Annotated in this window: 18 protein-coding genes; 5 read left to right on the forward strand and 13 right to left on the reverse strand. The window is 70.2% G+C overall.

From position 1 onward, the window contains the following. Window positions 1–18: 18 nt before the first annotated feature. The 6 genes from ptsP to ABZ463_RS03125 form a co-directional block, all read right to left on the reverse strand. Window positions 19–1,701 carry a phosphoenolpyruvate--protein phosphotransferase gene (ptsP, locus tag ABZ463_RS03100; protein ID WP_352009835.1) on the reverse strand — a complete coding sequence of 561 codons (1,683 nt, stop codon included), beginning with the start codon at window positions 1,699–1,701 and terminating at the stop codon, window positions 19–21. Continuing rightward, window positions 1,698–1,955, reverse strand: a complete 258-nt coding sequence (locus tag ABZ463_RS03105) for an HPr family phosphocarrier protein (protein WP_352009836.1) — start codon at window positions 1,953–1,955, stop codon at window positions 1,698–1,700. Before ABZ463_RS03105 ends, ptsP begins: the two co-directional genes overlap by 4 nt. A 44-nt stretch (window positions 1,956–1,999) precedes the next feature. Further along, complete coding sequence (locus tag ABZ463_RS03110; RefSeq protein WP_352009837.1) at window positions 2,000–2,638, reverse strand: HAD family phosphatase; 639 nt, start codon at window positions 2,636–2,638, stop codon at window positions 2,000–2,002. A 77-nt stretch (window positions 2,639–2,715) separates the two neighbouring features. After that, complete coding sequence (locus tag ABZ463_RS03115) at window positions 2,716–3,162, reverse strand: PTS glucose transporter subunit IIA (protein ID WP_352009838.1); 447 nt, start codon at window positions 3,160–3,162, stop codon at window positions 2,716–2,718. A 65-nt stretch (window positions 3,163–3,227) separates the two neighbouring features. Further along, window positions 3,228–3,464 carry a PTS glucose/sucrose transporter subunit IIB gene (locus ABZ463_RS03120; protein WP_352009839.1) on the reverse strand — a complete coding sequence of 79 codons (237 nt, stop codon included), beginning with the start codon at window positions 3,462–3,464 and terminating at the stop codon, window positions 3,228–3,230. 52 nt (window positions 3,465–3,516) lie between these two features. Further along, complete coding sequence (locus ABZ463_RS03125; protein ID WP_352009840.1) at window positions 3,517–4,551, reverse strand: SIS domain-containing protein; 1,035 nt, start codon at window positions 4,549–4,551, stop codon at window positions 3,517–3,519. Window positions 4,552–4,711: 160 nt separating this feature from the next. Here ABZ463_RS03125 and ABZ463_RS03130 point away from each other — a divergent pair, with 160 nt between their 5' ends. From ABZ463_RS03130 to ABZ463_RS03145, 4 genes are all read left to right on the forward strand, one after another. Continuing rightward, complete coding sequence (locus tag ABZ463_RS03130) at window positions 4,712–5,452, forward strand: GntR family transcriptional regulator (RefSeq protein WP_352009841.1); 741 nt, start codon at window positions 4,712–4,714, stop codon at window positions 5,450–5,452. Between the two features lie 37 nt (window positions 5,453–5,489). Next, window positions 5,490–6,893, forward strand: a complete 1,404-nt coding sequence (locus tag ABZ463_RS03135) for a PTS transporter subunit EIIC (protein ID WP_352009842.1) — start codon at window positions 5,490–5,492, stop codon at window positions 6,891–6,893. Between the two features lie 81 nt (window positions 6,894–6,974). Then, a complete protein-coding gene (locus tag ABZ463_RS03140; RefSeq protein WP_352009843.1) occupies window positions 6,975–8,282 on the forward strand; it encodes a PTS transporter subunit EIIC in 1,308 nt (435 codons plus the stop codon). A 206-nt stretch (window positions 8,283–8,488) separates the two neighbouring features. Then, window positions 8,489–8,974, forward strand: coding sequence for an Rv3235 family protein (locus ABZ463_RS03145; RefSeq protein ID WP_352009844.1), 486 nt, complete (start codon window positions 8,489–8,491; stop codon window positions 8,972–8,974). A gap of 97 nt (window positions 8,975–9,071) precedes the next feature. On the opposite strand, the gene secA is transcribed toward ABZ463_RS03145, so the two are convergent. Next, complete coding sequence (secA, locus tag ABZ463_RS03150; RefSeq protein ID WP_352009845.1) at window positions 9,072–11,870, reverse strand: preprotein translocase subunit SecA; 2,799 nt, start codon at window positions 11,868–11,870, stop codon at window positions 9,072–9,074. Window positions 11,871–12,206: 336 nt separating this feature from the next. Between secA and ABZ463_RS03155 the strand changes: the two genes are divergently transcribed. Next, window positions 12,207–13,388 (forward strand): crosslink repair DNA glycosylase YcaQ family protein, encoded by a 1,182-nt coding sequence (locus ABZ463_RS03155; RefSeq protein WP_362772402.1) that lies wholly within the window; start codon window positions 12,207–12,209, stop codon window positions 13,386–13,388. 54 nt (window positions 13,389–13,442) lie between these two features. On the opposite strand, the gene ABZ463_RS03160 is transcribed toward ABZ463_RS03155, so the two are convergent. From ABZ463_RS03160 to mtrA, 6 genes are all read right to left on the reverse strand, one after another. Further along, window positions 13,443–14,147, reverse strand: a complete 705-nt coding sequence (locus ABZ463_RS03160; protein WP_184713016.1) for a response regulator transcription factor — start codon at window positions 14,145–14,147, stop codon at window positions 13,443–13,445. 94 nt (window positions 14,148–14,241) lie between these two features. Then, window positions 14,242–14,913, reverse strand: a complete 672-nt coding sequence (raiA, locus tag ABZ463_RS03165; RefSeq protein ID WP_352009847.1) for a ribosome-associated translation inhibitor RaiA — start codon at window positions 14,911–14,913, stop codon at window positions 14,242–14,244. A gap of 518 nt (window positions 14,914–15,431) precedes the next feature. Beyond that, window positions 15,432–16,136 carry a phosphoribosyltransferase family protein gene (locus ABZ463_RS03170; protein WP_362772407.1) on the reverse strand — a complete coding sequence of 235 codons (705 nt, stop codon included), beginning with the start codon at window positions 16,134–16,136 and terminating at the stop codon, window positions 15,432–15,434. Between the two features lie 71 nt (window positions 16,137–16,207). After that, on the reverse strand, window positions 16,208–17,971 hold the full coding sequence (locus ABZ463_RS03175) for an LpqB family beta-propeller domain-containing protein (RefSeq protein WP_362772410.1): 1,764 nt from the start codon (window positions 17,969–17,971) through the stop codon (window positions 16,208–16,210). Continuing rightward, a complete protein-coding gene (mtrB, locus tag ABZ463_RS03180) occupies window positions 17,961–19,697 on the reverse strand; it encodes an MtrAB system histidine kinase MtrB (RefSeq protein ID WP_352009850.1) in 1,737 nt (578 codons plus the stop codon). The genes ABZ463_RS03175 and mtrB overlap by 11 nt, the downstream gene beginning before the upstream one ends. Window positions 19,698–19,724: 27 nt before the next feature. Then, a complete protein-coding gene (gene mtrA / locus ABZ463_RS03185) occupies window positions 19,725–20,402 on the reverse strand; it encodes an MtrAB system response regulator MtrA (RefSeq protein ID WP_030907316.1) in 678 nt (225 codons plus the stop codon). Window positions 20,403–20,603: the final 201 nt, after the last annotated feature.

A 20,603-nucleotide genomic window follows, 5' to 3' on the forward strand; every position in this document is an offset into this window, starting at 1 on the left:
CCCGTTACGGAAAAGACCTCAGAGGGCGAGTCCGGCCAGTTCCGGCAGGTGGGCGCGGGCCGCGGCCCTGGCGTCCGACGGACTGGAGGCCGCCAGCGCGGCCTGCGCGGCCAGCACGCACCGCTCCCGCGTGTGCAGCGACAGAGCCGCCCGTACGGCGGGCAGCGCGGTCGGCGCCATCGACAGTGAGGTGACGCCCATCCCGACCAGCACACAGGCCAGGGCCGGGTCCCCGGCGGCCTCCCCGCAGACCCCGCAGGACCTGCCGCGCTCGGCGGCGCCGTTGACGGCCGCGAGGACCAGGTCGAGCAGCGCGGGCTGCCAGGGGTCGTGCAGCATGCCGAGTCCCCCGACCTCCCGGTCCGCGGCCAGGGTGTACTGGGCAAGGTCGTTGGTGCCGATGGAGAAGAAGTCCGCCTCGGCCGCCAGGTCACCGGAGCGCAGGGCCGCCGAGGGGATCTCGATCATCACCCCGGCCGAGGCGATCCCGGCCTCCTTGCACGCCGCCACGTACCAGGCGGCCTCCTGCCTGGTCGCCACCATCGGGGCCATCACCTGGAGCTTGGCCGAAGACCGCGCGGCCGCCCTGGCCAGCGCCCTGAGCTGGGTCTCCATGATCTCCGGGTACCGCTGGAAGAGCCGCAGACCGCGCTGGCCCAGCGCCGGGTTGGGCTCCTTGCCGGGCGGCGGCAGGAAGGCCAGCGGCTTGTCCGCCCCCGCGTCGAGTGTGCGCACCACGACCCGCCCGCCGGGGAAGGCGTCGAGCACCCCGAGATAGGCGGCGACCTGCTCCTCCTCCGAGGGCGGCGCCGTCCTGTCGAGGAAGAGGAACTCGGTGCGGTAGAGCCCGACCCCCTCGGCGCCGTGCCGCAACGCCCCCTCCACGTCACGCGGCCCGCCGACGTTGGCCAGCAGCGGCACCGGATGACCGTCCGCGGTGGCCCCGGGGCCGGTGGCCGCCGCGAGCACGGCCTGCCTCGCCGCCGCGGCCCTCGCCACGGTCTCCACCTCCTCCGGGGAGGGGTCGAGCCGTACGAGGCCGGAGAAGCCGTCGACGAGCACCTCGGTCCCCGCGGCGACGGAGGCCGCCCCCGGGCAGGCGACCACGGCCGGCACGCCCATGGCCCTGGCGAGGATCGCGGTGTGGCTGGTCGGCCCGCCCTGCTCGGTGACGAACGCCGCGACCACCTCCCTGGACAGCGCCGCCGTGTCCGCGGGCGCCAGGTCACGGGCCAGCAGCACGTACGGCCGGACACCGGGCGCGGGCAGCCCCGGGGCGGGCAGTCCCTCAAGGAGGGCGACGACCCTGTCCCGCACGTCGTCCAGGTCGGCCGCGCGCTCACCGAGGTATCCCCCGGCGCCGACGATCATCTCGCGGTATCCGCCGAACCCCTCGTAGACGGCCCTCGACGCGTTCATCCCGGCGTCGATCAGCCCGGCGACCCCGACGGCCAGCCCCGGGTCGCGCGCCATCAGCGCCTGGGCCTTGAGGATCTCCTGGGCCTGGCCCCCCGCCCTGGCCCCCCGCTCCTCCAGGTCGGCGGCGACCCGTTCGAGGGCGCGGGCGGCCCTGGCGCGCTCGGCCTCGGCGTCACCGTCGTGACGGGCGTCGGCGTCCGGCACGGGGACCTCGCGTGAAAGGACGTATCCGGGCCCGGATCCGACACCCGGGCTCACGCCGACCCCCGTGAGCGCGTTCATGGAGCCGATGCGATGAGTGCGAGCTCGTCCAGCAGCTCGTCGGCCCCCTCGCCCTCCGCCTCGATCACCACGGTGTCCCCCTGCCGGACGTCGAGGGAGAGGACCGCGAGGATGCTCTTGGCGTTCACCGGCTCCCCGCCCTTCTTGGCGACGGTCACCTCAAGGGACGCCTTGGCCGCGGTCTGCACGAACGTCGCGGCGGGGCGGGCGTGCAGGCCGACCTCGGACTCAACGGTGACTTGGCGCTGGGCCACGTGCTCCTCCTGCAGGGTCGACCGGGCGGTCTAGACCGCCCGGATCATCGAATGGTGGATGGAGGCCAGTCGACCGTCGTCAGGTCGGTGACCACAAGGTCCGCCTCGGCCAGCTCGGAGCCCTCGTGGGTCGTCGCTATCCCCACGCATGTCATACCCGCCGCCTTGGCCGCCGCAATCCCCGCGATCGAATCCTCGAAGACGACGCACCGCGCGGGTTCGACGGCCAGCCGCTCCGCGGCCAGCAGGAACCCCTCGGGGTCGGGTTTGCCGACGGTCACGTCCCGGGAGGAGACGACGGTCAGCACGAGGTCGCTCACCCCGGCCTCGGCGAGCCTCTTGTCCGCCCAGTCCGGGTGGGCCGAGGTGACGACGGCGATCCGCGCGCCGTACTCGGCGGCCCTGCGCATCAGGTCGGCGGCGCCGGGAACCTGGGTGACCTCGGGCAGTCCCGGGTGGTCGTGGAAGGAGCGGACCTCGGCGAGCAGGTCGTCGATCGCGACGCCGGGGAAGAGATCGGTCCGCTCGGCCAGGACGTCACGCCCCCGCCGCCCGATGAATCCGCGTAACGCGTCGCGGTCGTGGCCGACCCCGTGCCTGTCGAACAACATGGCCCACATGGCCTGGCTCCGCCGCTCGGAGTTGATGAGCGTGCCGTCCAGGTCGAACAACGCAGCATCCATGGTCGTCCCCGCTAGAGATCGTCGTGGTCTTCGCGGGCCCCACTGCCGCGCGAAGGGCTCACACCCCGGGGAAGGGCTCACGTCCACACGAAGAGCTCGTCTCCTGTGCGCACCGGACCGTCGGCGATCCTGGTGACGGCCTCCGTGACGGCGTCCAGCGCCACGACGGGGCAGACCGGACAGCGTCCGCCCGCCTCGACCTCAGCGGGGTTCCAGGCGACCACGGGCTGCCCCGCCTCCACCCTGTCACCCTCCGACGCGAGCACCTCGAAACCCTCACCTCTGAGCTGGACGGTGTCGATACCCAGATGGACCAGGACCCCTCTGCCGTCGTCGCCGACGACGACGAAGGCGTGCGGGTGGAGCTTCACGATCTTACCGGCGATGGGAGCGACCGCCCGGCCCGGCTCCCTCAACGGCTCGATCGCCAGCCCGGGCCCGACGAGGCCCTGCGAGAACACCGGGTCGGGTACGGCCCGCAGAGCGAGAGCCGCTCCCGCGACCGGGGCAAGCACGGTGGTCATCACACCCCCTTGGCGCCCCACGCCGTCCCCCCACCGGTGAGGGTGAGAGGACGGCCCGGCGTCTCCTAGCCGATGATGTCCTCGATGTCGCTGGCGATGGTGTCGGCCTCGGGGCCGACCACCACCTGGACGATGTTGCCCGCGGCCATCACTCCGTGCGCGCCCGCCGCCCGCAGAGCCGCCTGGTCGACCTTGGCGGCGTCGTGCACCTCGGTGCGCAGGCGGGTGATGCACGGCTCGATCTCGATGATGTTCTCCGCGCCACCCAGTCCCGCGATGATCGCGTGGGCGTCAGCCGCCATGTCGTCCTCCAGTCGTCATCGGTCTCTGACCAGGCTAAACGACCCGAGACGATCAGTCCGTCTGGGTCACCTTGTTGAGACCCCTGGGGGCGTCGGGGTCGATGCCGAGCCTGCGCGCCAGGGCCTCGGTCAGCAGCTGGCCGGGGACGATGAGGCCGAGGGGGGCGACCCACTCGGGGAGGTCGGGGCCGTTGAGCGCGGCGGTGCCGGCCGCGGCGAGCGCGGTGCCTCCGCCGACGGTGAAGGCGGAGGCGCCCGCCCCGGTGACCCGCTCGGCGAGCGCGACGGTCCCGGCCAGGGTGGGGCCCTCGCCCGCGGCGACCAGGAGGGCGGGGGTGTCCTCGTCGACCACGGCGATCGGGCCGTGCAGCAGGTCGGCGTACGACAGGCCCATGGCGTGCAGGTAGCAGGCCTCCTTGAGCTTCAGGGCCAGTTCGAGGGCGGTGGAGAAGGCCAGGCCCCGGCCGGAGACCACGACGCCGGGCTTGTCCGCCAGGCCCTCGACGATCGCGTCCAGGTCGCCGGGCTCGGCGATCAGCTTCTCCACCGCGTCCGGGACCCGCTGCAGGTCGGCGGCGTCGACGTCGGCGCCGAGACCGAGTCCGAGCACGGCCAGCGCGGCGAGCTGGGTGGTGTAGGTCTTGGTCGCCGGGACGGCCTTCTCCTCACCGGCGAGCGTGCACAGGGCCAGGTCGGCGGCCTGGGCGAGGGGGCTCTGCTCGCCGCCGTTGGTGATGGCCACGGTGCTGGCACCGCAGTCCTTGGCCCAGGCGAGGGTCTCGACGATCTCCTCGGTCCTGCCGGACTGGGAGAGGGCGACCGCGAGCACCCCGTCGAGGTCGAGCTTGCGCCGGTAGGTGGTGGCGATCGACGGCGCGGCGAGGGTCGACAGGCGGCCCGCGTGCGCCTCGGCGAGGTAACGGCCGTAGACTGCGGCATTGTCGGAGGTACCGCGGGCGATGAACAGCAGCTGGCGAGTCTGTCCCGCGAGCCGTTCCACCTCCTCGACCCTGGGGAGGAGGGCGTCCAGCGTGGCTCGCAAAGCGGCGGGCTGCTCAGCGATCTCGCTGCGCATCTTGGTCGTCATCTCGCGCTCATCCTTCGGTCGGACGGACGGAGATCGGGCCGTTATCGATCCGTCGCCGGTCCGCACATTGACACCCTTTTCCGGCCTGTGGTCTAGTCCGGACTAGACCAGTACGAACCATAACTCATCCGTACTTCTCAGATCGAGAGGGGAGGATCTCGTGGCCCAGATCGATCCGGACAGCCCTGTCCCCAAGTACTTCCAGCTTCGCGAGATCCTGCTTGACCTGATCGAGAACAACGAGCTGCCGATCGGCGCGGCGATCCCGTCCGAACGCGAGCTCTGCCAGCGCTTCGAGCTGTCCCGCATGACCGTACGGCAGGCGGTCGACCACCTGGTCTCCGAGGGCAGGCTGCAGCGCGTCGCGGGCAAGGGCACCTTCGTCGCCCGCCCCAAGATCGAGATGGCCCTCAGACTGACCTCCTTCAGCGACGAGATGCGCGCCCGCGGCATGGAACCGGGATCACGCGACCTCGACCGCAGGATCGTCAGGGCCAGCGCGCACCTGGCCAGGGAACTCGGCATCCACCCCGGAGACGAGGTCCACTTCATCGAGCGGCTGCGCACCGCTGCCGACGAGCCCATGTGCATCGAGCGGGCCCACATCCCGGTGTCCCTCGCCCCCGACCTCGACGCCCACGACCTGACGGGCCGGTCCCTGTACGCCCTGCTCGAAAGCCGGTACGGTCTGATCCTCGACGCAGGTGAGCTGACCATCGACGGCGGAATCGCCGATCCCGGAGACGCCGACCTGCTGAAACTGCCACGTGGCGGCGCCGTGCTGCTGCTCCAGCGGCGTTCCTTCGCCGGGAACGTCTGCGCCGAGCTCGGGGTCTCCACCTACCGAGCCGACCGCTACCAGCTCCGCACGGTCCTGGAGACCCCGGCACGCCGCACCTGACCTCCTCGCGATCCCCACCCCCCTGGAGGAAAGTCCGATGAGTTCCCCCTCAGCGGACGCGGGACGCCCTCCCGCCCCGCCCTCGGCCGGGTCCGCCGTGATGAGCGTGCTCCAGCGCCTGGGACGCTCCCTCATGCTGCCGATCGCGATCCTGCCCGCCGCGGGACTGCTGCAGCGGCTCGGCTACGACGACCTCATCGGCCGTACGGACAACGTCCTGCTCGACGACATCGCCCACGTGATCGGCACCGCGGGCCAGACCCTCTTCGACAACCTGGCGCTGCTGTTCGCCGTCGGCGTGGCGATCGGATTCGCCCGCAAGGCCGACGGCTCGACCGCGCTCGCCGCACTCGTGGGCTACCTCGTCTTCCACGCGGTCAGCATGACCATCTTCTTCGACCTGTTCGACCCCGCCCTGAAGGACACGATCTCCAAGAAGCTCTTCAACCCGGCCCATCCGGGCGTCCCCGACGTGGTGCTCAACCTCGGCGCGGAGAACCCGACCCGGGTGCTCGGCGGCATCGTGATGGGCCTGGTCTCGGCGACGCTGTGGCAGCGGTTCTACCGGACCAAACTGCCGACCTGGCTGGCCTTCTTCAGCGGACGCCGCCTGGTGCCGATCATCACCGCCTTCGCCGGTCTGATCATCGGTGTCCTGTTCGGCTTCGTCTGGCCGGTCATCGGCAACCTGATGAGCGTGTTCGGCAACTGGCTCGCCGCCCACAGCGTCGCGGGCGCCGGGATCTACGGCATGTTCAACCGGGCGCTGCTGCCCCTCGGGCTGCACCACATCGTCAACAACGTGGTCTGGACGCAGGTCCCCGACTGCGTGGTCAACGGCAAGCGGCTCGCCGGGGACCTGATCTGCTTCAACAACGGCGCCCCGGGCTTCGGCGGCTTCGAGGCGGGCCTGTACCCGGTGCTGATGTTCGGCCTGCCCGCCGCGGCCCTGGCCATCTGGCGGGCCGCGCCGCCGCACCGCCGCAACGCGGTCGGCTCGATCATGGTCTCCGCGGCCCTCACCGCCTTCCTGACCGGGATCACCGAGCCGATCGAGTTCGCCTTCGTCTTCGTCGCCCCGGTCCTGTTCGTGGTCCACATCGTCCTGACCGGCATCTCCCTGGCGGTCGCCTCGGCCCTGGGCGCCAAGCTCGCCTTCAGCTTCTCCTCCGGCCTGATCGACCTCGTCCTGTACGGCACCGCCCCCAACGCCGAGGGCATCCCGATCATCATCGTGATGGGCCTGGTCTACGCGGTGATCTACTACGTCGTGTTCAGCTTCCTGATCAGGAAGCTGAACATCATGACGCCGGGCCGGGAGCCGGAGGCCGACACCGAGTCCGGCTCCCCCGCGGCGCCCGAGCAACTCCCCGAACCCGCTGAGCCCCCCGCTGAGACCCCCGAACCCGCCGAGGCCGTACCCCGCAGAACGGAAGGCTGAGCGGCCCTGAGGCCGTGTATCCGCCGCGCCCGGTGGTAGATACCAGACATCCCCCGCCATCGACAGGCAGGGGGACCGGCAATGGGCACGGCGGCCGTGGAGCGCGGCCCTTCGGGGTGGGCGTCGGCTCTGGCGATCCTGCAGCGCGTCGGGCGCTCGCTCATGATGCCCATCGCGGTGCTGCCCGCCGCCGGACTGCTGTTCAGGTTCGGCCAGGAGGACATGCTCGGGCGGACGGACAACCTCTTCCTCGACCAGGTCGCGGGCGTCTTCGCGGCGGCCGGTGGCGCGCTGTTCGACAACCTGCCGCTGCTGTTCGCGATCGGCGTGGCGATCGGGTTCGCCCGCAAGGCCGACGGCTCGACCGCGCTCGCCGCGCTCGTCGGCTACCTCGTCTTCGACCGGGTCAGCAGGACGCTGTTCTTCACCTCGGCCCCGGCCTCCCAGGTCTACAAGAAGGTGGCGCTGACCGTCGTGGGCCCTGACGGACGGCCCGTGCCCGCGCTCAACCTCGGCGTCCAGAACCCGACCGGGGTCCTGGGGGGCATCGTCATCGGCATCGTCGCCGCCCTGCTCTGGGAGCGGTACTACCGGATCAAACTGCCCGCCTGGCTCGCCTTCTTCGGCGGGCGCAGGTTCGTCCCCATCGTCACCGCCGTCTCCGCGCTCGTCCTCGGCGTCGTCTTCGGCCTGCTCTGGCGGCCCGTGGGCGACTGGCTCGCGGGCGTGGGCGACTGGCTCGCCGCCCACGGCACCGCGGGCGCCGGACTGTACGGCGTGGCCAACCGGCTGCTCATCCCGATCGGCCTGCACCACTTCCTGAACACGATCGTCTGGTTCACCCTGCCCGAGTGCCACGCCGGGGTCCAGGGCGCGACCAAGAACGCCGCGGGCGACCTGAACTGCTACTTCGCGGGCGAGCAGGGCGCCGGGATCTTCATGACCGGCTTCTTCCCGGTCATGATGTTCGGCCTGCTCGGCGCGGCCATCGCGATGTGGCGCGCGGCCCCGAAGGAGAAGCGGGGCGTCGTGGGCGGCATCATGCTCTCGGCCGGTCTCACCTCGTTCGTGACCGGCATCACCGAACCGCTCGAATTCGCCTTCATCTTCGTCGCTCCCACGCTGTTCGCGGTGCACGCGGTGCTCACCGGGATCTCGATGGCCCTGATGGCCGAGTTCGGGGCCAGGCTGGGGTTCACCTTCTCCGGCGGCGCCATCGACATGCTTCTCAACGCGGGCAAGTCCAACACCCACGAACTCGCCCTGATCATCGGCTTCGGCCTGGTCTACTTCGTCGTCTACTACCTGCTGTTCACCGTGCTGATCAGAAGGCTGAACCTGGCGACCCCTGGCCGTGAGCCCGAGGAGGCCCCCGCCGCCTCGCCGTGACCCGTTCCGGTCGTCCGTGGAAGGAACGGCCCGGACGCCGGAACCGCAGGGCACCGCTCCAGCTTCGGGTGATTCGCCACGCCCTTTCCAGGCCCTTCACGGAGGAAACACCACCGGACGCCGGAAAGCTGGCGTGCCACGTATTCGGCGGCAGGACCGGAAACTCCTAGCTGTGTCAGCCCCTCGCAGGAGAAACCGGAGCCAGCATGCCGCGCCCCTCGCACCTCCCCCGCGTCGCGTCCTCCTCCACCGTGGAGCCGCTCTACGACGACGAGCGGCCCTCCCCGAAGGCCGCCGCCGCGCCGCCGTACGTCCAGGGCGCGCTCGCCCTCGCCCTCGACCACGAGACGGGAACGGCCGGGCCACCGGGGCCACCACCCGCGGTCCCCGAGGGGAGGCGGCTGCGGGCCCTGTGCCAGGCCGTCGCCGAGGTCCTGGCGGGCCTGAGGCCCCCCTCCAGCGTCGCCTCCCACCTCACCGGCAGGGCCGGCAACGAACTGGCGCGCAGCGGGAGGGTCATGCGGTGCGCGCGGCCCCCGCGGACCGGTGTCCCCCACGTGTCCCAGCCGCGTGACGGGGTGGTGGAGATGTGCGTCCTGGTGCACTGCGGTGACCGGTCACGGGTGCTGGCGCTGCGGCTTGAGCGCGTGGGCGCCCGCTGGCTGTGCACGGACGTCGAGACGGCCCCCTGAGAGCCCCGGAGAGCCGCCTGCCGCCTCGCGGCCCTTCTCCAGGGAGAAAGCCCACAGGGCCCGTACGGGATCGTACGGGCCCTGTGAAGCGGATGGATCAGACCTCGGCGTTCCTGGGGTCGCCGTGGCAGCGCTTGTACTTCTTGCCGGAACCACAGGGGCAGGGGGCGTTGCGCTCGACGTTGCCGTAGGCGTCGCGCTCGGCCTTGGTGCTGACCCTGGTGTGCTCGACGTCGCCGCTCTCGCCGGGCGCGGAGTATTCGAGCTCGGCCGGGCGCTGCGGACCACGCAGGCCCCGGGCGATGATGGAGCGGGTCTCGGCGATCGCCTCGTCCTCGTGCTCCTCCTGCTCCTCGACGATCGGGTTGGTCTGGACCTCGACCTCAAGGTTGAACAGGTAACCGACCGACTCCTCCTTGATGCCGTCGAGCATCTGGGAGAACATCTCGAAGCCCTCGCGCTGGTACTCGATCAGCGGGTCGCGCTGGGCCATCGCGCGCAGGCCGATGCCCTCCTGGAGATAGTCCATCTCGTAGAGGTGCTCACGCCACTTGCGGTCGAGGACCGACAGGATGACCCTGCGCTCCAGCTCCCGCATGGTCTCGGCGCCGAGCTCCTCCTCGCGGCGGTCGTAGGCCGCCGTCGCGTCGGCCTTGACCTTCTCGGCGAGGACTTCCGCGGTGAGCTCCTCACGGCCGCCGACCTCCTCAAGGAGGTCGTCCAGGCCGAGGGTGATCGGGTAGAGCTGGCCGAGCGCCTTCCACAGCTTGTCGAGGTCCCACTCCTCGGCGAAGCCCTCCGCGGTCGCGCCGCCGACGTACTCATCGATCACGTCGTTGACGAAGGTGCGGATCTGCTCCTGAAGGTCGGCGCCCTCAAGCACGCGGCGACGCTCGGCGTAGATCACCTTGCGCTGCCGGTTCATGACCTCGTCGTACTTCAGAACGTTCTTGCGGATCTCGAAGTTCTGCTGCTCGACCTGGTGCTGGGCGGAGGCGATGGCCTTGGAGACGATGCCCGACTCGATCGGGACGTCGTCCGGGATGTTCAGCCGCGTCATGATCATCTCGACCCTGGCCGAGTTGAACAGGCGCATGAGGTCGTCCTCAAGCGAGAGGTAGAAGCGCGACTCGCCCGGGTCGCCCTGACGGCCGGAACGACCGCGCAGCTGGTTGTCGATACGCCGCGACTCGTGGCGCTCGGTGCCCAGCACGTAGAGGCCGCCGAGCCCGGTGACCTCCTCGTGCTCGGCCTGGACGGCCTCCTTGGCCTTCTCCAGCGCCTCGCCCCAGGCCTTGTCGTACTCCTCCGGAGTCTCGACGGGGTCCAGGCCCCGGCCGCGCAGCTCCAGGTCGGCGCGGAAGTCGGGGTTGCCGCCGAGCATGATGTCGGTGCCTCGACCGGCCATGTTGGTCGCGACGGTCACGGCGTGCTTGCGGCCCGCCTCCGCGACGATCGACGCCTCACGCGCGTGGTTCTTGGCGTTGAGGACCTCGTGCTTGACGCCCTTGCGCTTGAGCTCCCTGGACAGGCGCTCGGACTTGGCGACGCTGGTGGTGCCGACGAGGACCGGCTGGCCGCGCTCGTAGCGCTCCTTGATGTCCTCGACACAGGCCAGGAACTTGGCGTCCTCGGTCTTGTAGACCACGTCGGCCTGGTCCTTGCGGATCATCGGCCGGTTCGTCGGGATCGGGACGACGCCGAGCTTGTAGGTCTGGTGGAACTCGTTGGCCTCGGTGGTCGCCGTTCCGGTCATGCCGGACAGCGTGGCGTAGAGGCGGAAGTAGTTCTGGAGCGTGATCGTGGCGAGAGTCTGGTTCTCGTCCTTGATCTTCACGCCCTCCTTGGCCTCGATGGCCTGGTGCATGCCCTCGTTGTAGCGGCGGCCGTGCAGGACTCGACCGGTGAACTCGTCGACGATCAGGACCTCGCCGTCGACGACGATGTAGTCCTTGTCCTTCTTGTAGAGCTCCTTGGCCTTCAACGCGTTGTTGAGGAAGCCGACCAGGTGGGTGTGCTCGGGCTTGTAGAGGTTGTCGATGCCGAGCCAGTCCTCGACCTTCTCCACACCGGACTCGAAGATGCCGACGGTGCGCTTCTTCTCGTCGACGGAGTAGTCGCCGGTGTTCTCCTCGCCGTCCTTGCCCTCGGTGCCCCTGCGGAGCCTGGGCACGATCTTGGCGAACTCGGAGTACCACTTGCCCGACTGCTCACCGGGACCCGAGATGATCAGCGGCGTCCTGGCCTCGTCGATGAGGATCGAGTCGACCTCGTCGACGATGGCGAAGTTGTGGCCGCGCTGGACGCACTCCTCCAGCGACCAGGCCATGTTGTCGCGCAGGTAGTCGAAGCCGAACTCGTTGTTCGTCCCGTAGGTGATGTCGCAGTTGTACTGCTTGCGGCGCTCATCCGGCGGCATGTTCGCCAGGATCACCCCGACCTCAAGACCGAGGAAGCGGTGGATGCGCCCCATCTCGTCGGCGTCACGCTTGGCCAGGTAGTCGTTGACCGTGATGACGTGGACGCCCTTGCCCGAGATGGCGTTGAGGTACGCCGGGAGCGTACAGGTCAGGGTCTTGCCCTCACCGGTGCGCATCTCGGAGATGTTGCCCATGTGCAGGTTGGCCCCGCCCATGATCTGCACGTCGAAGTGGCGCTTGCCCAGGACACGCTTGGAGGCCTCGCGAACGGTGGCGAAGGCCTCGGGCAGCAGGTCGTCGAGGGACTCGCCGTCGGCGTGACGCTGCTTGTACTCCGCGGTGAGGGCGCGCAGCTCCGCATCGCTCAGGCCGATGAAGTCGTCCTCGATGGAGTTGACCTGGTCGGCGATCCGCTTGAGCTTACGCAGAAGCTTGCCTTCGCCTGCGCGAAGAATCTTATCGAGAAAGGCTGGCACTTTAGGTAAGGCTCCTCGCAGGTCTTCCGTGGCCGGACGGCTCCGGATGAGGACGAGTCATGGTTCTCCGCTGCCATCGTAGGCGGTTCCACCACCCGACACAGCCACCTGAAAGACGCTCTTCGTGTCCGCGGAGTTCCCGGCACCCTATTCATAGAGGCTAGTGCTCACTTTAAAGGGTATGTCGCTTTGCAGAGTTGTATGACGATGAGTCAGGCCGTACGGCGCGTCGCGCCCGGGCCCCGAAGTCCCTGATGACACCGGCGTAGCATTTTCGTCGGTGTGGCGCGCTAGCCTCTGGGCCATGCTGACGTGTTCTCTCCCCGCCATCCGGCCATGACGCTCGCCCTCTCCCCGGACGAGGCCCGCCGGATCATCCTGCACGCCCAGGGGTTCCTGGGGGCCGACGCCCGGCGCGCGGGCGTCGCCGCCACCCTGCGCCGCCTCGGCGCGGTCCAGCTCGACACGATCTCCGTCCTGGCCCGCTCCCACGAGCTGATCGCCTACGCCCGTCTCGGCGCCGTCGGCAGGGCGGAGATCGAGCGGGCCTACTGGGACGAGCCCGCCCGCGCCTTCGAGTACTGGTGCCACGCCGCCTGCGTCCTGCCGATCGAGGACTGGCCGCTGTACGCCTTCCGCAGGAGGCACATGCGCTCCTGGAAGCACCGCAGGGACGACATTCCCGCGACCATGGACAAGGTGCTCGACCAGGTCCGCGAGGCCGGCCCCGTCACGGTCGCCGACATCGGCGGCAGCAGGAAGGGCGGCGGCTGGTGGGACCGGTCGGACACCAAGATCGCCATCGAGTGGCTGCTCAACGTGGGCGAGGTCGTGTGCACCCGCCGTACCGGATGGCGGCGTGTCTACGAGCTGGCCGAGCGGGCGGTGCCCGCCCACCTGCTGGCCGAGGACCTCTCCGACGCCGAGTGCGTCACCCGTCTCGCCACGGTCGCGGGCCGCGCGCTGGGGGTGGCGACCCGCGCCGACCTGGTTGACTTCCTCCGGCTTCGTGCCCCGGAGGCGGCGCTGCTCGACGCCGCGCTGCTCGACGGCTCGGCGGGGCTCACGCCCGTGCGCGTCCCCGGCTGGCCCGAGCGCTCGGTGAACGCGTGGGCCGACCCCGTGGCCCTGGAGACCGAGCCGAAGGGACGCCACCGCACGGCTCCGCTCTCGCCGTTCGACTCCCTCGTCTGGGACCGCGCCCGCACCGCCAGGGTCTTCGGCTTCAACCACCGGCTTGAGGCCTACGTCCCCAAGGACAAGCGCGTCCACGGTTACTTCACCATGCCGGTGCTCTCCGGCGGCCGTCTGATCGGCAGGATCGACCCGGCCCGCCAGGGGACGACGCTGGTCGCGCGGCAGGTCGGCGTCGAGGAGGGCGTCAGCCCGCGCAGGGCCGCCCAGGGGATGGCCGAGGCCCTGTGGGAGGCCGCGAGCTGGGTCGGCTGCGACGACGTGCGGGTCGACCGTGTCGATCCCCGGCTCGCCGCGCCGTTGTTCGAGGCCCTGATGCGCTGAGCGCTCGGGCCGGGGTTCCGGCCGGTTCCCGTGGGACCCGGCCGGAACCGGCCGTCAGGTGATCTCCAGCATCCGTTCTCGGACCGCGTAGACCACGGCCTCCATCCTGGAGTGGAGTTGCAGCTTGTCCAGGATGTTGCGGACGTGGTTCTTCACGGTGTTCTCCGAGATGAACAACTGCTTGGCGATCTCGCGGTTGTTCATGCCCTTCGCGACCAGGCGGAGCACCTCCATCTCCCGGTCCGTCAGCCTCGGGACCGGGAGCTGGGGGGGACGCTCCGCCTCCTTGCGGCTCATGTTGGCGAACTCGGTGATCAGCTTCGCGGCCATGGCCGGATTGATCAGCGACTGCCCTTCGTGAACGCCGCGCACGGCCTCGGGGACCTCGTCGAGCTGCACGTTCTTCAGCAGGTAGCCGGTGGCACCCGCCTTGATCGCGTCGAAGAGGTCCTCCTCCTCGTCGCTCACCGTGAGCATGATGATCCGCGTGCTCGGCACCGAGGCCTTGATCTCACGGGCGGCCTCGATACCGCTCCTGCGCGGCATACGGACGTCCATGAGCATGACGTCCGGGGTGAGACGGTCGGCGAGCTCGATCGCCTCCTGCCCGTCGCTCGCCTCACCCACCACCTCGATGTCCGTCTCCGCGCTCAGCGCCATCTCCAGACTTCGGCGGATCAGCGCGTGATCGTCGACGATCAGCACGCGGATCGGGTCGCCTCGCCTGGCAGGGCGGGTCGCTTCGTCGGGTTCCGTCACGCCTCCTCCTCGGGGGGCCAGAGCCGTTGGACCGCCATGATTACACGGGTTTCAGGTCCTAGGGTTGGTCGGAGAGGATCTTCGAACGCGACCGTCAGGATTCGACGAGCCGCAGCACGCCGTAGTTGTAGCCTTGCCGGAGGTACACGACGCTCGGCTGCCCGCTCTCCTTGTCACGGAACAGGTAGAAGTCGTGTCCGACCAGCTCCATCTCCAGGAGGGCCTGGTCGACGGTCATCGGCTCGGCCTGGTGGTGCTTCTCCCGCACCACCAGCGGGCCGTCGCCGTCCATCTCGATCGGGACGATGGCCTTGTCCTCGGAGTGATCGGCGTCGTCCTCACGCCTGCGGGTCCCGTTGAGGGAACCGGTGTCCGCCCGCACGGTGTCGGCCTCGGCGGACTCCGCGAGCGCGGTGGCGGTCGCGGTCAGCTCGGCGACGGAGGGAGGGCAGTGGTTGCCGTGGTGGACCTTGCGTCGGTCGGCCAGGCGCCTGAGCCTTCCCTCAAGCTTGCCGATGGCGATGTCGAGGGCGGCGAAGCGGTCGTCTGCGGCGGCCTCGGCGCGGACGGCCGGGCCCCGCGAGTGGATGGTCAGCTCGACCCGCTCGCGCGATCCGTTGATCCGCTCGTTGGTCTCCCTGGTCACCTCCACATCAACGCTGATGAGCTTGTGGTCCAGACGCTCGATCTTGGCCAGCTTGGTTGTCACGTGGTCTCGGAATCGGTCACTCACTCCGGTGTGCCGACCCTTGACGATGATTTCCATGCACAGCCCCCCTTCGAACCTCGACGGTGGTACAGCGGCACCCGCTCGGCCGACCTGGTCTTCGTCCCCACATCCGCCTGCTGAGGGTTTCGCAGCTCTTTGCCACTACATGCCCTTCTCTTCTGGCGAGGAACATCTGGCTCCTCGGGAAGGCAGGACTTACCTCTAAGCCGCACCGTGATCGACCGACGAAAAGTCGTCTTACGTGGACCGTTTAGCCTGCGGCTGGCATCGGCTAGCCAGGCCGGCCCCCCAGAGGGAGTCGGTCCGGCGCAACCACGGACCCGAGCGGGTGCCATGGCACAGACGCTATCCGCATCGGGGCCGAATGTCAGCCTGGGAGACCGCCCGAACCTCACGTTGTGTGATCTCCAGGGAAGGCCTCCCGTCGGAGGGTCCCGCAGGATCAGGCGATATACCCATATATGGACACTTCCCATATCCATCCATCAGCGGCGAACTTCCGCCTGGGACAGGGAGATCCGACGCCGTGGTGACAGGCCCGTTCCCCTGCCCGCTCACCCTCGGTGACGATCGCGGGGTCGCTCCCACCGGCGTGTCGCGGCGACCGTCGCGGCCAGACGCGCCGTGATCCCGGCCGCGCCCAGCGCCCTGGCGGCCTCCGCCAGGGTCGCTCCGGTGGTGACGATGTCGTCGACCAGCACAACCGCCCCTGGGCCACCCCAGAATCCCGGCACGGGGCCGTTCCGGCCGGCCGCAACCCTGAATGCCCCGGAGAGGTTCGCGGCCCTCTGCGACGAACTCAGCCCCGCCTGGTCGGCGACACGGCGGCGTTGCAGGAGCAGTCTCTCCACCGTCGCGGGCCACCCCGCCGAGCGGAGGTAGGCCGCCGCCAGCGTGGCGAGCCGGTTCACCGGATCGTGCCCGCGCCGCCTGCCCGCCGAGCGCGCGCTGGGCACCGGGACGAGGACGACGGGCCGCCCGCCCGCCCCCGCGGCGACCGCCAGCGCCAGTGCGCCCGCGAGCGGGGCGGCCAGCGCCGTACGGCCGTGCTCCTTGTAGGCGAGCAGGGCGCGCCGGACGGCCCCGGAGTAGTCGGCGGCCGACCAGCACTCGGGCAGGCCGGGCGGGGACGGGTCGGGTGTCCTGCGCTCGGGCTCGCCGTGCAGCAGCGCGGCGCAGCGGGGACACACGAGGGCGTCCGCCGCGCCGCATCCGGCACAGCGCGCGGGCAGGACCAGGTCGAGCAGAGCGGTCGGCACGGAACCAACCGTGCCAGGCACCACCGACAAACCACCGACAAACCACCGACAAACCACCGACGAGCCGCGCCTCAGTCCAGGGGGTAGGCGGGGAAGGCCGGTCCCTGCTCGGCGAAGTCCGTCCTGCCGTTCTCGTTCTTGACCCGGGGCTCCCACTTGGAGGAGGTCCAGTAGAGGATCTGCCGCTTGCCGTCGTCGTCGACCGCTCCGGCCAGCAGGGAGCCGTCCAGGGCGGTGATGTTCTGGATGCCCGTGTTGGAGGGCAGCGACTTCGACTCTCCGGTGAGCGAGACCTCAAGCAGGTCGGACTTGTCGGTCAGGACGTAGAGGGTCTTGCCGTCCTTCCAGGCGATGTCCCTGATCTTCTGCTTGTCCTCGACCGGCACCACGACCTGCAGGTTCGTGATGCGGGTCGCGCCGCCCCTGCCGATCACCGTGCCGACCTTGACCTGCTCGCCGGTGCCGTCCCGCACGACGACCGCGACGTGCACGCCGTCCCGCGCGACCTTGAGCAGGCTGACGTGGACGGTGTCCAGGTCGGGGGCCGAGACCGCGTACCGCTGCCCGTCGCGGATGCGGATGACCCGGGAGGTGTGGTCGTCGGGGCGCTCGACCGTCCACAGCGTCTGGTAGCGGTCCCAGCACGGCGGGGCCAGCGAGCGCCCCGTCGCCCACTGCCGCCACTCGCCACCGGTGGCCAGCGGCGCGACCGACAGCGCCGTGCCGTTGTGGGAGAGGGCCGCCACCTGGGCGTGGGCACTGATCGCCATGTCGGTTCTCGTGCCGTCCTTCTCCCCCGCCTTGCCCAGCACGGGCTGACCGGTGTTGTCCTTGCCCAGCAGCCACAGCGCGTCGTCGGCCACGTAGTAGGGGTAGATCTCGCCGGGCGCCATCCAGGGGTCGAACCTCGTCTGCTCCTGGGCGTCGACGGTGAGCGGGTTGTCGGTGTAGTACGGCTCGCCCCTGACCCTGACCTCGAAGCCCCAGCCGCCCTTGGTCAGCGCGGCGAGCGTCCCGGCGAGCTGGGCCGTCATCGGCCCGACGAGGTCGGGGGCGACCCGGTTGGTCAGGTCGACCACGACGCGGTTGTCCTCGGTGGTGACGTCGATGAGCCTGGTGCCGTCGAACGCCGAGCGCACCGCGCCCTTGAGTGAGCTGCTCGGTCCCCGCAGCAGCCGTTCCACGGTCGTCTTCGCGAAGTTGGAGGCGGGGTCGATCGGCACCCTGACCTGGTCGATCACCAGGCCCTTCTCCTCGGCGTCGAGGAAGTAGAGGTCGACCTTGAGGTAGGCGCGCTCGGCGTCGGCCTCCGACAGCAACAACCCCGGGGGCGCGCTGTCGATCCGCCAGCCGCCGGCCCCCTTGACCAGGACGAAGGGCTCGTTCAGCGGTCCGCCGCTCGGCCGGTAGCGGCCGTCCTGGTCGATGAGCGCCGTGACGGTCCCCTTGAGGGTCACCCGGGTGTCCTTCTCCCCCTCCCCGACCTGCACGACCGGGGGCTCGCCCTGCCGGTAGACCGTGACCCCGCTCTGCGGGTTCCAGGTCCTGGCGAAGGAGTCGGTGAGGTACTTGCGCGCCACCTCACGCCCGGGGTCGTCCACGCTCGCCATGGCGGCCTTGAACCCGTTGACGACGTCGGCCGCCGACCAGTCGGCGCTCGGCGCCACCGCGATCACCCGCGCGTACGGGTCGCCGAGCGGGTTGCCCTTGTGGCCGTTCTCCCCCACGGTCGAGTGCATCCCGACGGGGATGACCGAGCAGGAGGCCAGCCCGCAGGCCAGCGTGGCCACCAGGGCCGTCACCCCCGCGCGGGCCCTGAGAGTCCTAGTCGGCATCGCGCCCCCCGTCGGCCACCGCCGGAGAGAGCACCGGCGTCATCTGTCCCCGCCACGTGCGCCGCATCTCCACCTCCGGCGGCACCAGCGGCAGCGGTGAGCCCCGCAGCGGCGCCCCGGCGACCCTGGGCAGCGAGAGCCTGAACTGCGAGCCCTCCCCCGGTACTCCCCACGCCTGAAGCCAGCCGCCGTGCAGCATGGCGTCCTCGCGGGAGATCGCCAGGCCGAGGCCGGTGCCGCCGATGGTCCGCGCCCGGGAGGGGTCGGCCCGCCAGAACCGGTCGAAGACCATGTTCTCCTCCCCCGGTTTCAGGCCGACCCCGTGGTCCCGTACGGCCACCGCGACCGCGTCGCGGTCGGCCCCGACGGAGACGACGATGTCGCGGCCCTCGCCGTGCTCGATCGCGTTGAACAGCAGGTTGCGCAGGATGCGCTCGACCCGGCGGCTGTCCATCTCGGCCATGCAGGGGTCACCGGGCAGCCGCAGGTCGAAGCGGGTCGAGTGGCGTTCGGCCAGTGCCTCGGAGTCGGCGACCGCGCGCAGCACCACGTCCCTGATGTCCACCGGCTCGATGTCCAGCTCGGCGGCGCCCGCGTCGTAGCGGCTGATCTCCAGCAGGTCGGCGAGCATCGACTCGAACCGGTTCAGCTGGTTCTGCATCAGCTCGGCCGAGCGCGCGGCCATCGGGTCGAAGTCCTCGCGGGCGTCGTAGAGCAGGTCGGCGGCCATCCGCACGGTGGTCAGCGGGGTGCGCAGCTCGTGCGAGACGTCGGAGACGAACTGCCGCTGGACGTGGGAGAGCTCCTCCAGCTGGTGGATCTTCAGCGCCAGGGTGGTGGCCATCTCGTTGAAGGAGGCGGCCAGGCGGGCTAGGTCGTCCTCCCCCCTGACCTTCAGGCGCTCGTCGAGGTGCCCGTTCGCCAGCCGTTCGGCCGCCTGGCGGGCCAGCCGTACGGGGGTGACGACCTGGCGGGTCACCAGTGAGGCGATGGCCGCGAGCAGCAGGACCAGGGCGACGCCGACCAGGATGAGCATCTGCCTGACCGAGGTGAGGTTCTTCTCCTCCTCCTCAAGCGGGATCAGGTGGTAGATCTCGTAGCCGTCGTCCAGGCCGGTGCCGTAGGTGTCGAGCCGGGTGCCGATCACCAGACCGCGCACCGGCTCGGGCCTGCCCATGTAGCGCAGGTTCCAGTACTGGGTGCTGTCCTCGTCCGCGGGCTTCCTGAGCACCTCCTCGCGCAGCTTGGGAGGGATGCTCGCCGGGTCGATGTTCGTGGTGCCGTAGAACTCGCCCGGCCGGTTCTCATTGCGGACGATCACCGAATATCTCACCGCGGGTCCCGCCCGCGCCGCCAGCGCCGCCAGCGCCCGGCCGAGCGGGCTGTCCTCGCCCTGCTGCGCCCCCTGGCCGGGGTCGGTCGACTGCTTCGAGGCGTCGCCGTCCTGCTGGTTCAGGTAGACGAGCACCGCCTTGCGGTCGGCCTGCGCCTCGCTGCGCGCCGCGCGGTCCCTGGCCCCCAGGATGGTCGCGCTGATCGACTGCATGAGGAAGACGCCGAGCACGGCGACGACCACGATGGAGATGACCATCGTGCTGGTGACCACGTGCAGTTGCAGGGAGCGCCGCCAGACCCTGCGCACGCCGCCCACCGCGCGCCGTGCCCTGCGCCGTCCCCCCCTGACGATCTGCGGGAGGGTACGGCGGCGCCTCTTCTGGGTGGGCATCTCGGGAGTCCCGGGGAGGCCGCAGGCCTAGGCCGGACCGGCCTTGTAGCCGACGCCGCGCACGGTCACCACGATCTCGGGGTGCTCGGGATCCTTCTCGATCTTGGCGCGGAGCCGCTGGACGTGCACGTTGACCAGGCGGGTGTCGGCCGCGTGACGGTAGCCCCAGACCTGTTCGAGCAGCACCTCCCTGGTGAAGACCTGGCGCGGCTTGCGGGCCAGGGCGACCAGCAGGTCGAACTCAAGCGGGGTGAGGTTGATGGTCTCCTCTTCACGCTTGACCGAGTGACCGGCGACGTCGATGGTGATGTCGCCGATCTGCAGGATCTCCGGCGTCGGCTCGTCCGTGCGGCGTAGCCGCGCGCGGACCCTGGCGACCAGTTCCTTGGGCTTGAACGGCTTGACGATGTAGTCGTCGGCGCCGGACTCCAGACCGAGGACGACGTCGATGGTGTCGCTCTTGGCCGTCAGCATGACGATCGGCACGCCGGACTCGGCGCGGATGCGCCGGCACACGTCGATGCCGTCGGCCCCGGGAAGCATCAGATCCAGCAGCACCAGATCCGGGCGGGTGTCACGGAACGCGTCCAGCGCCTTGTCCCCATCGGAGACGAAGGAAGGCTCGAAGCCCTCCCCGCGTAGCACGATGCCGAGCATCTCGGCGAGAGCGGCGTCGTCGTCGACGACCAGCACGCGTCCTTTCATGGCCCCTCATTCGTTTTACGCAGTTTGGGAGTTTTTGGGGTAAACGGCACGGCTGTCGAAGATTACCCTCGCCGGACCACCGGATGACACAGTCTGACCACCAGACATCCGAATGCCGAATTTTAGGCGCACACGACGTAAAGCGCGTAGTAGCACCCCCACGCGGCGTAAGCCCCCCACGTGGCCACCTCCGGCCACGGC

Origin of the sequence: Streptosporangium sp. NPDC020145 (genome assembly GCF_040631275.1) — a bacterium.
In the GTDB taxonomy this organism is placed as follows: Bacteria; Actinomycetota; Actinomycetes; order Streptosporangiales; family Streptosporangiaceae; genus Streptosporangium.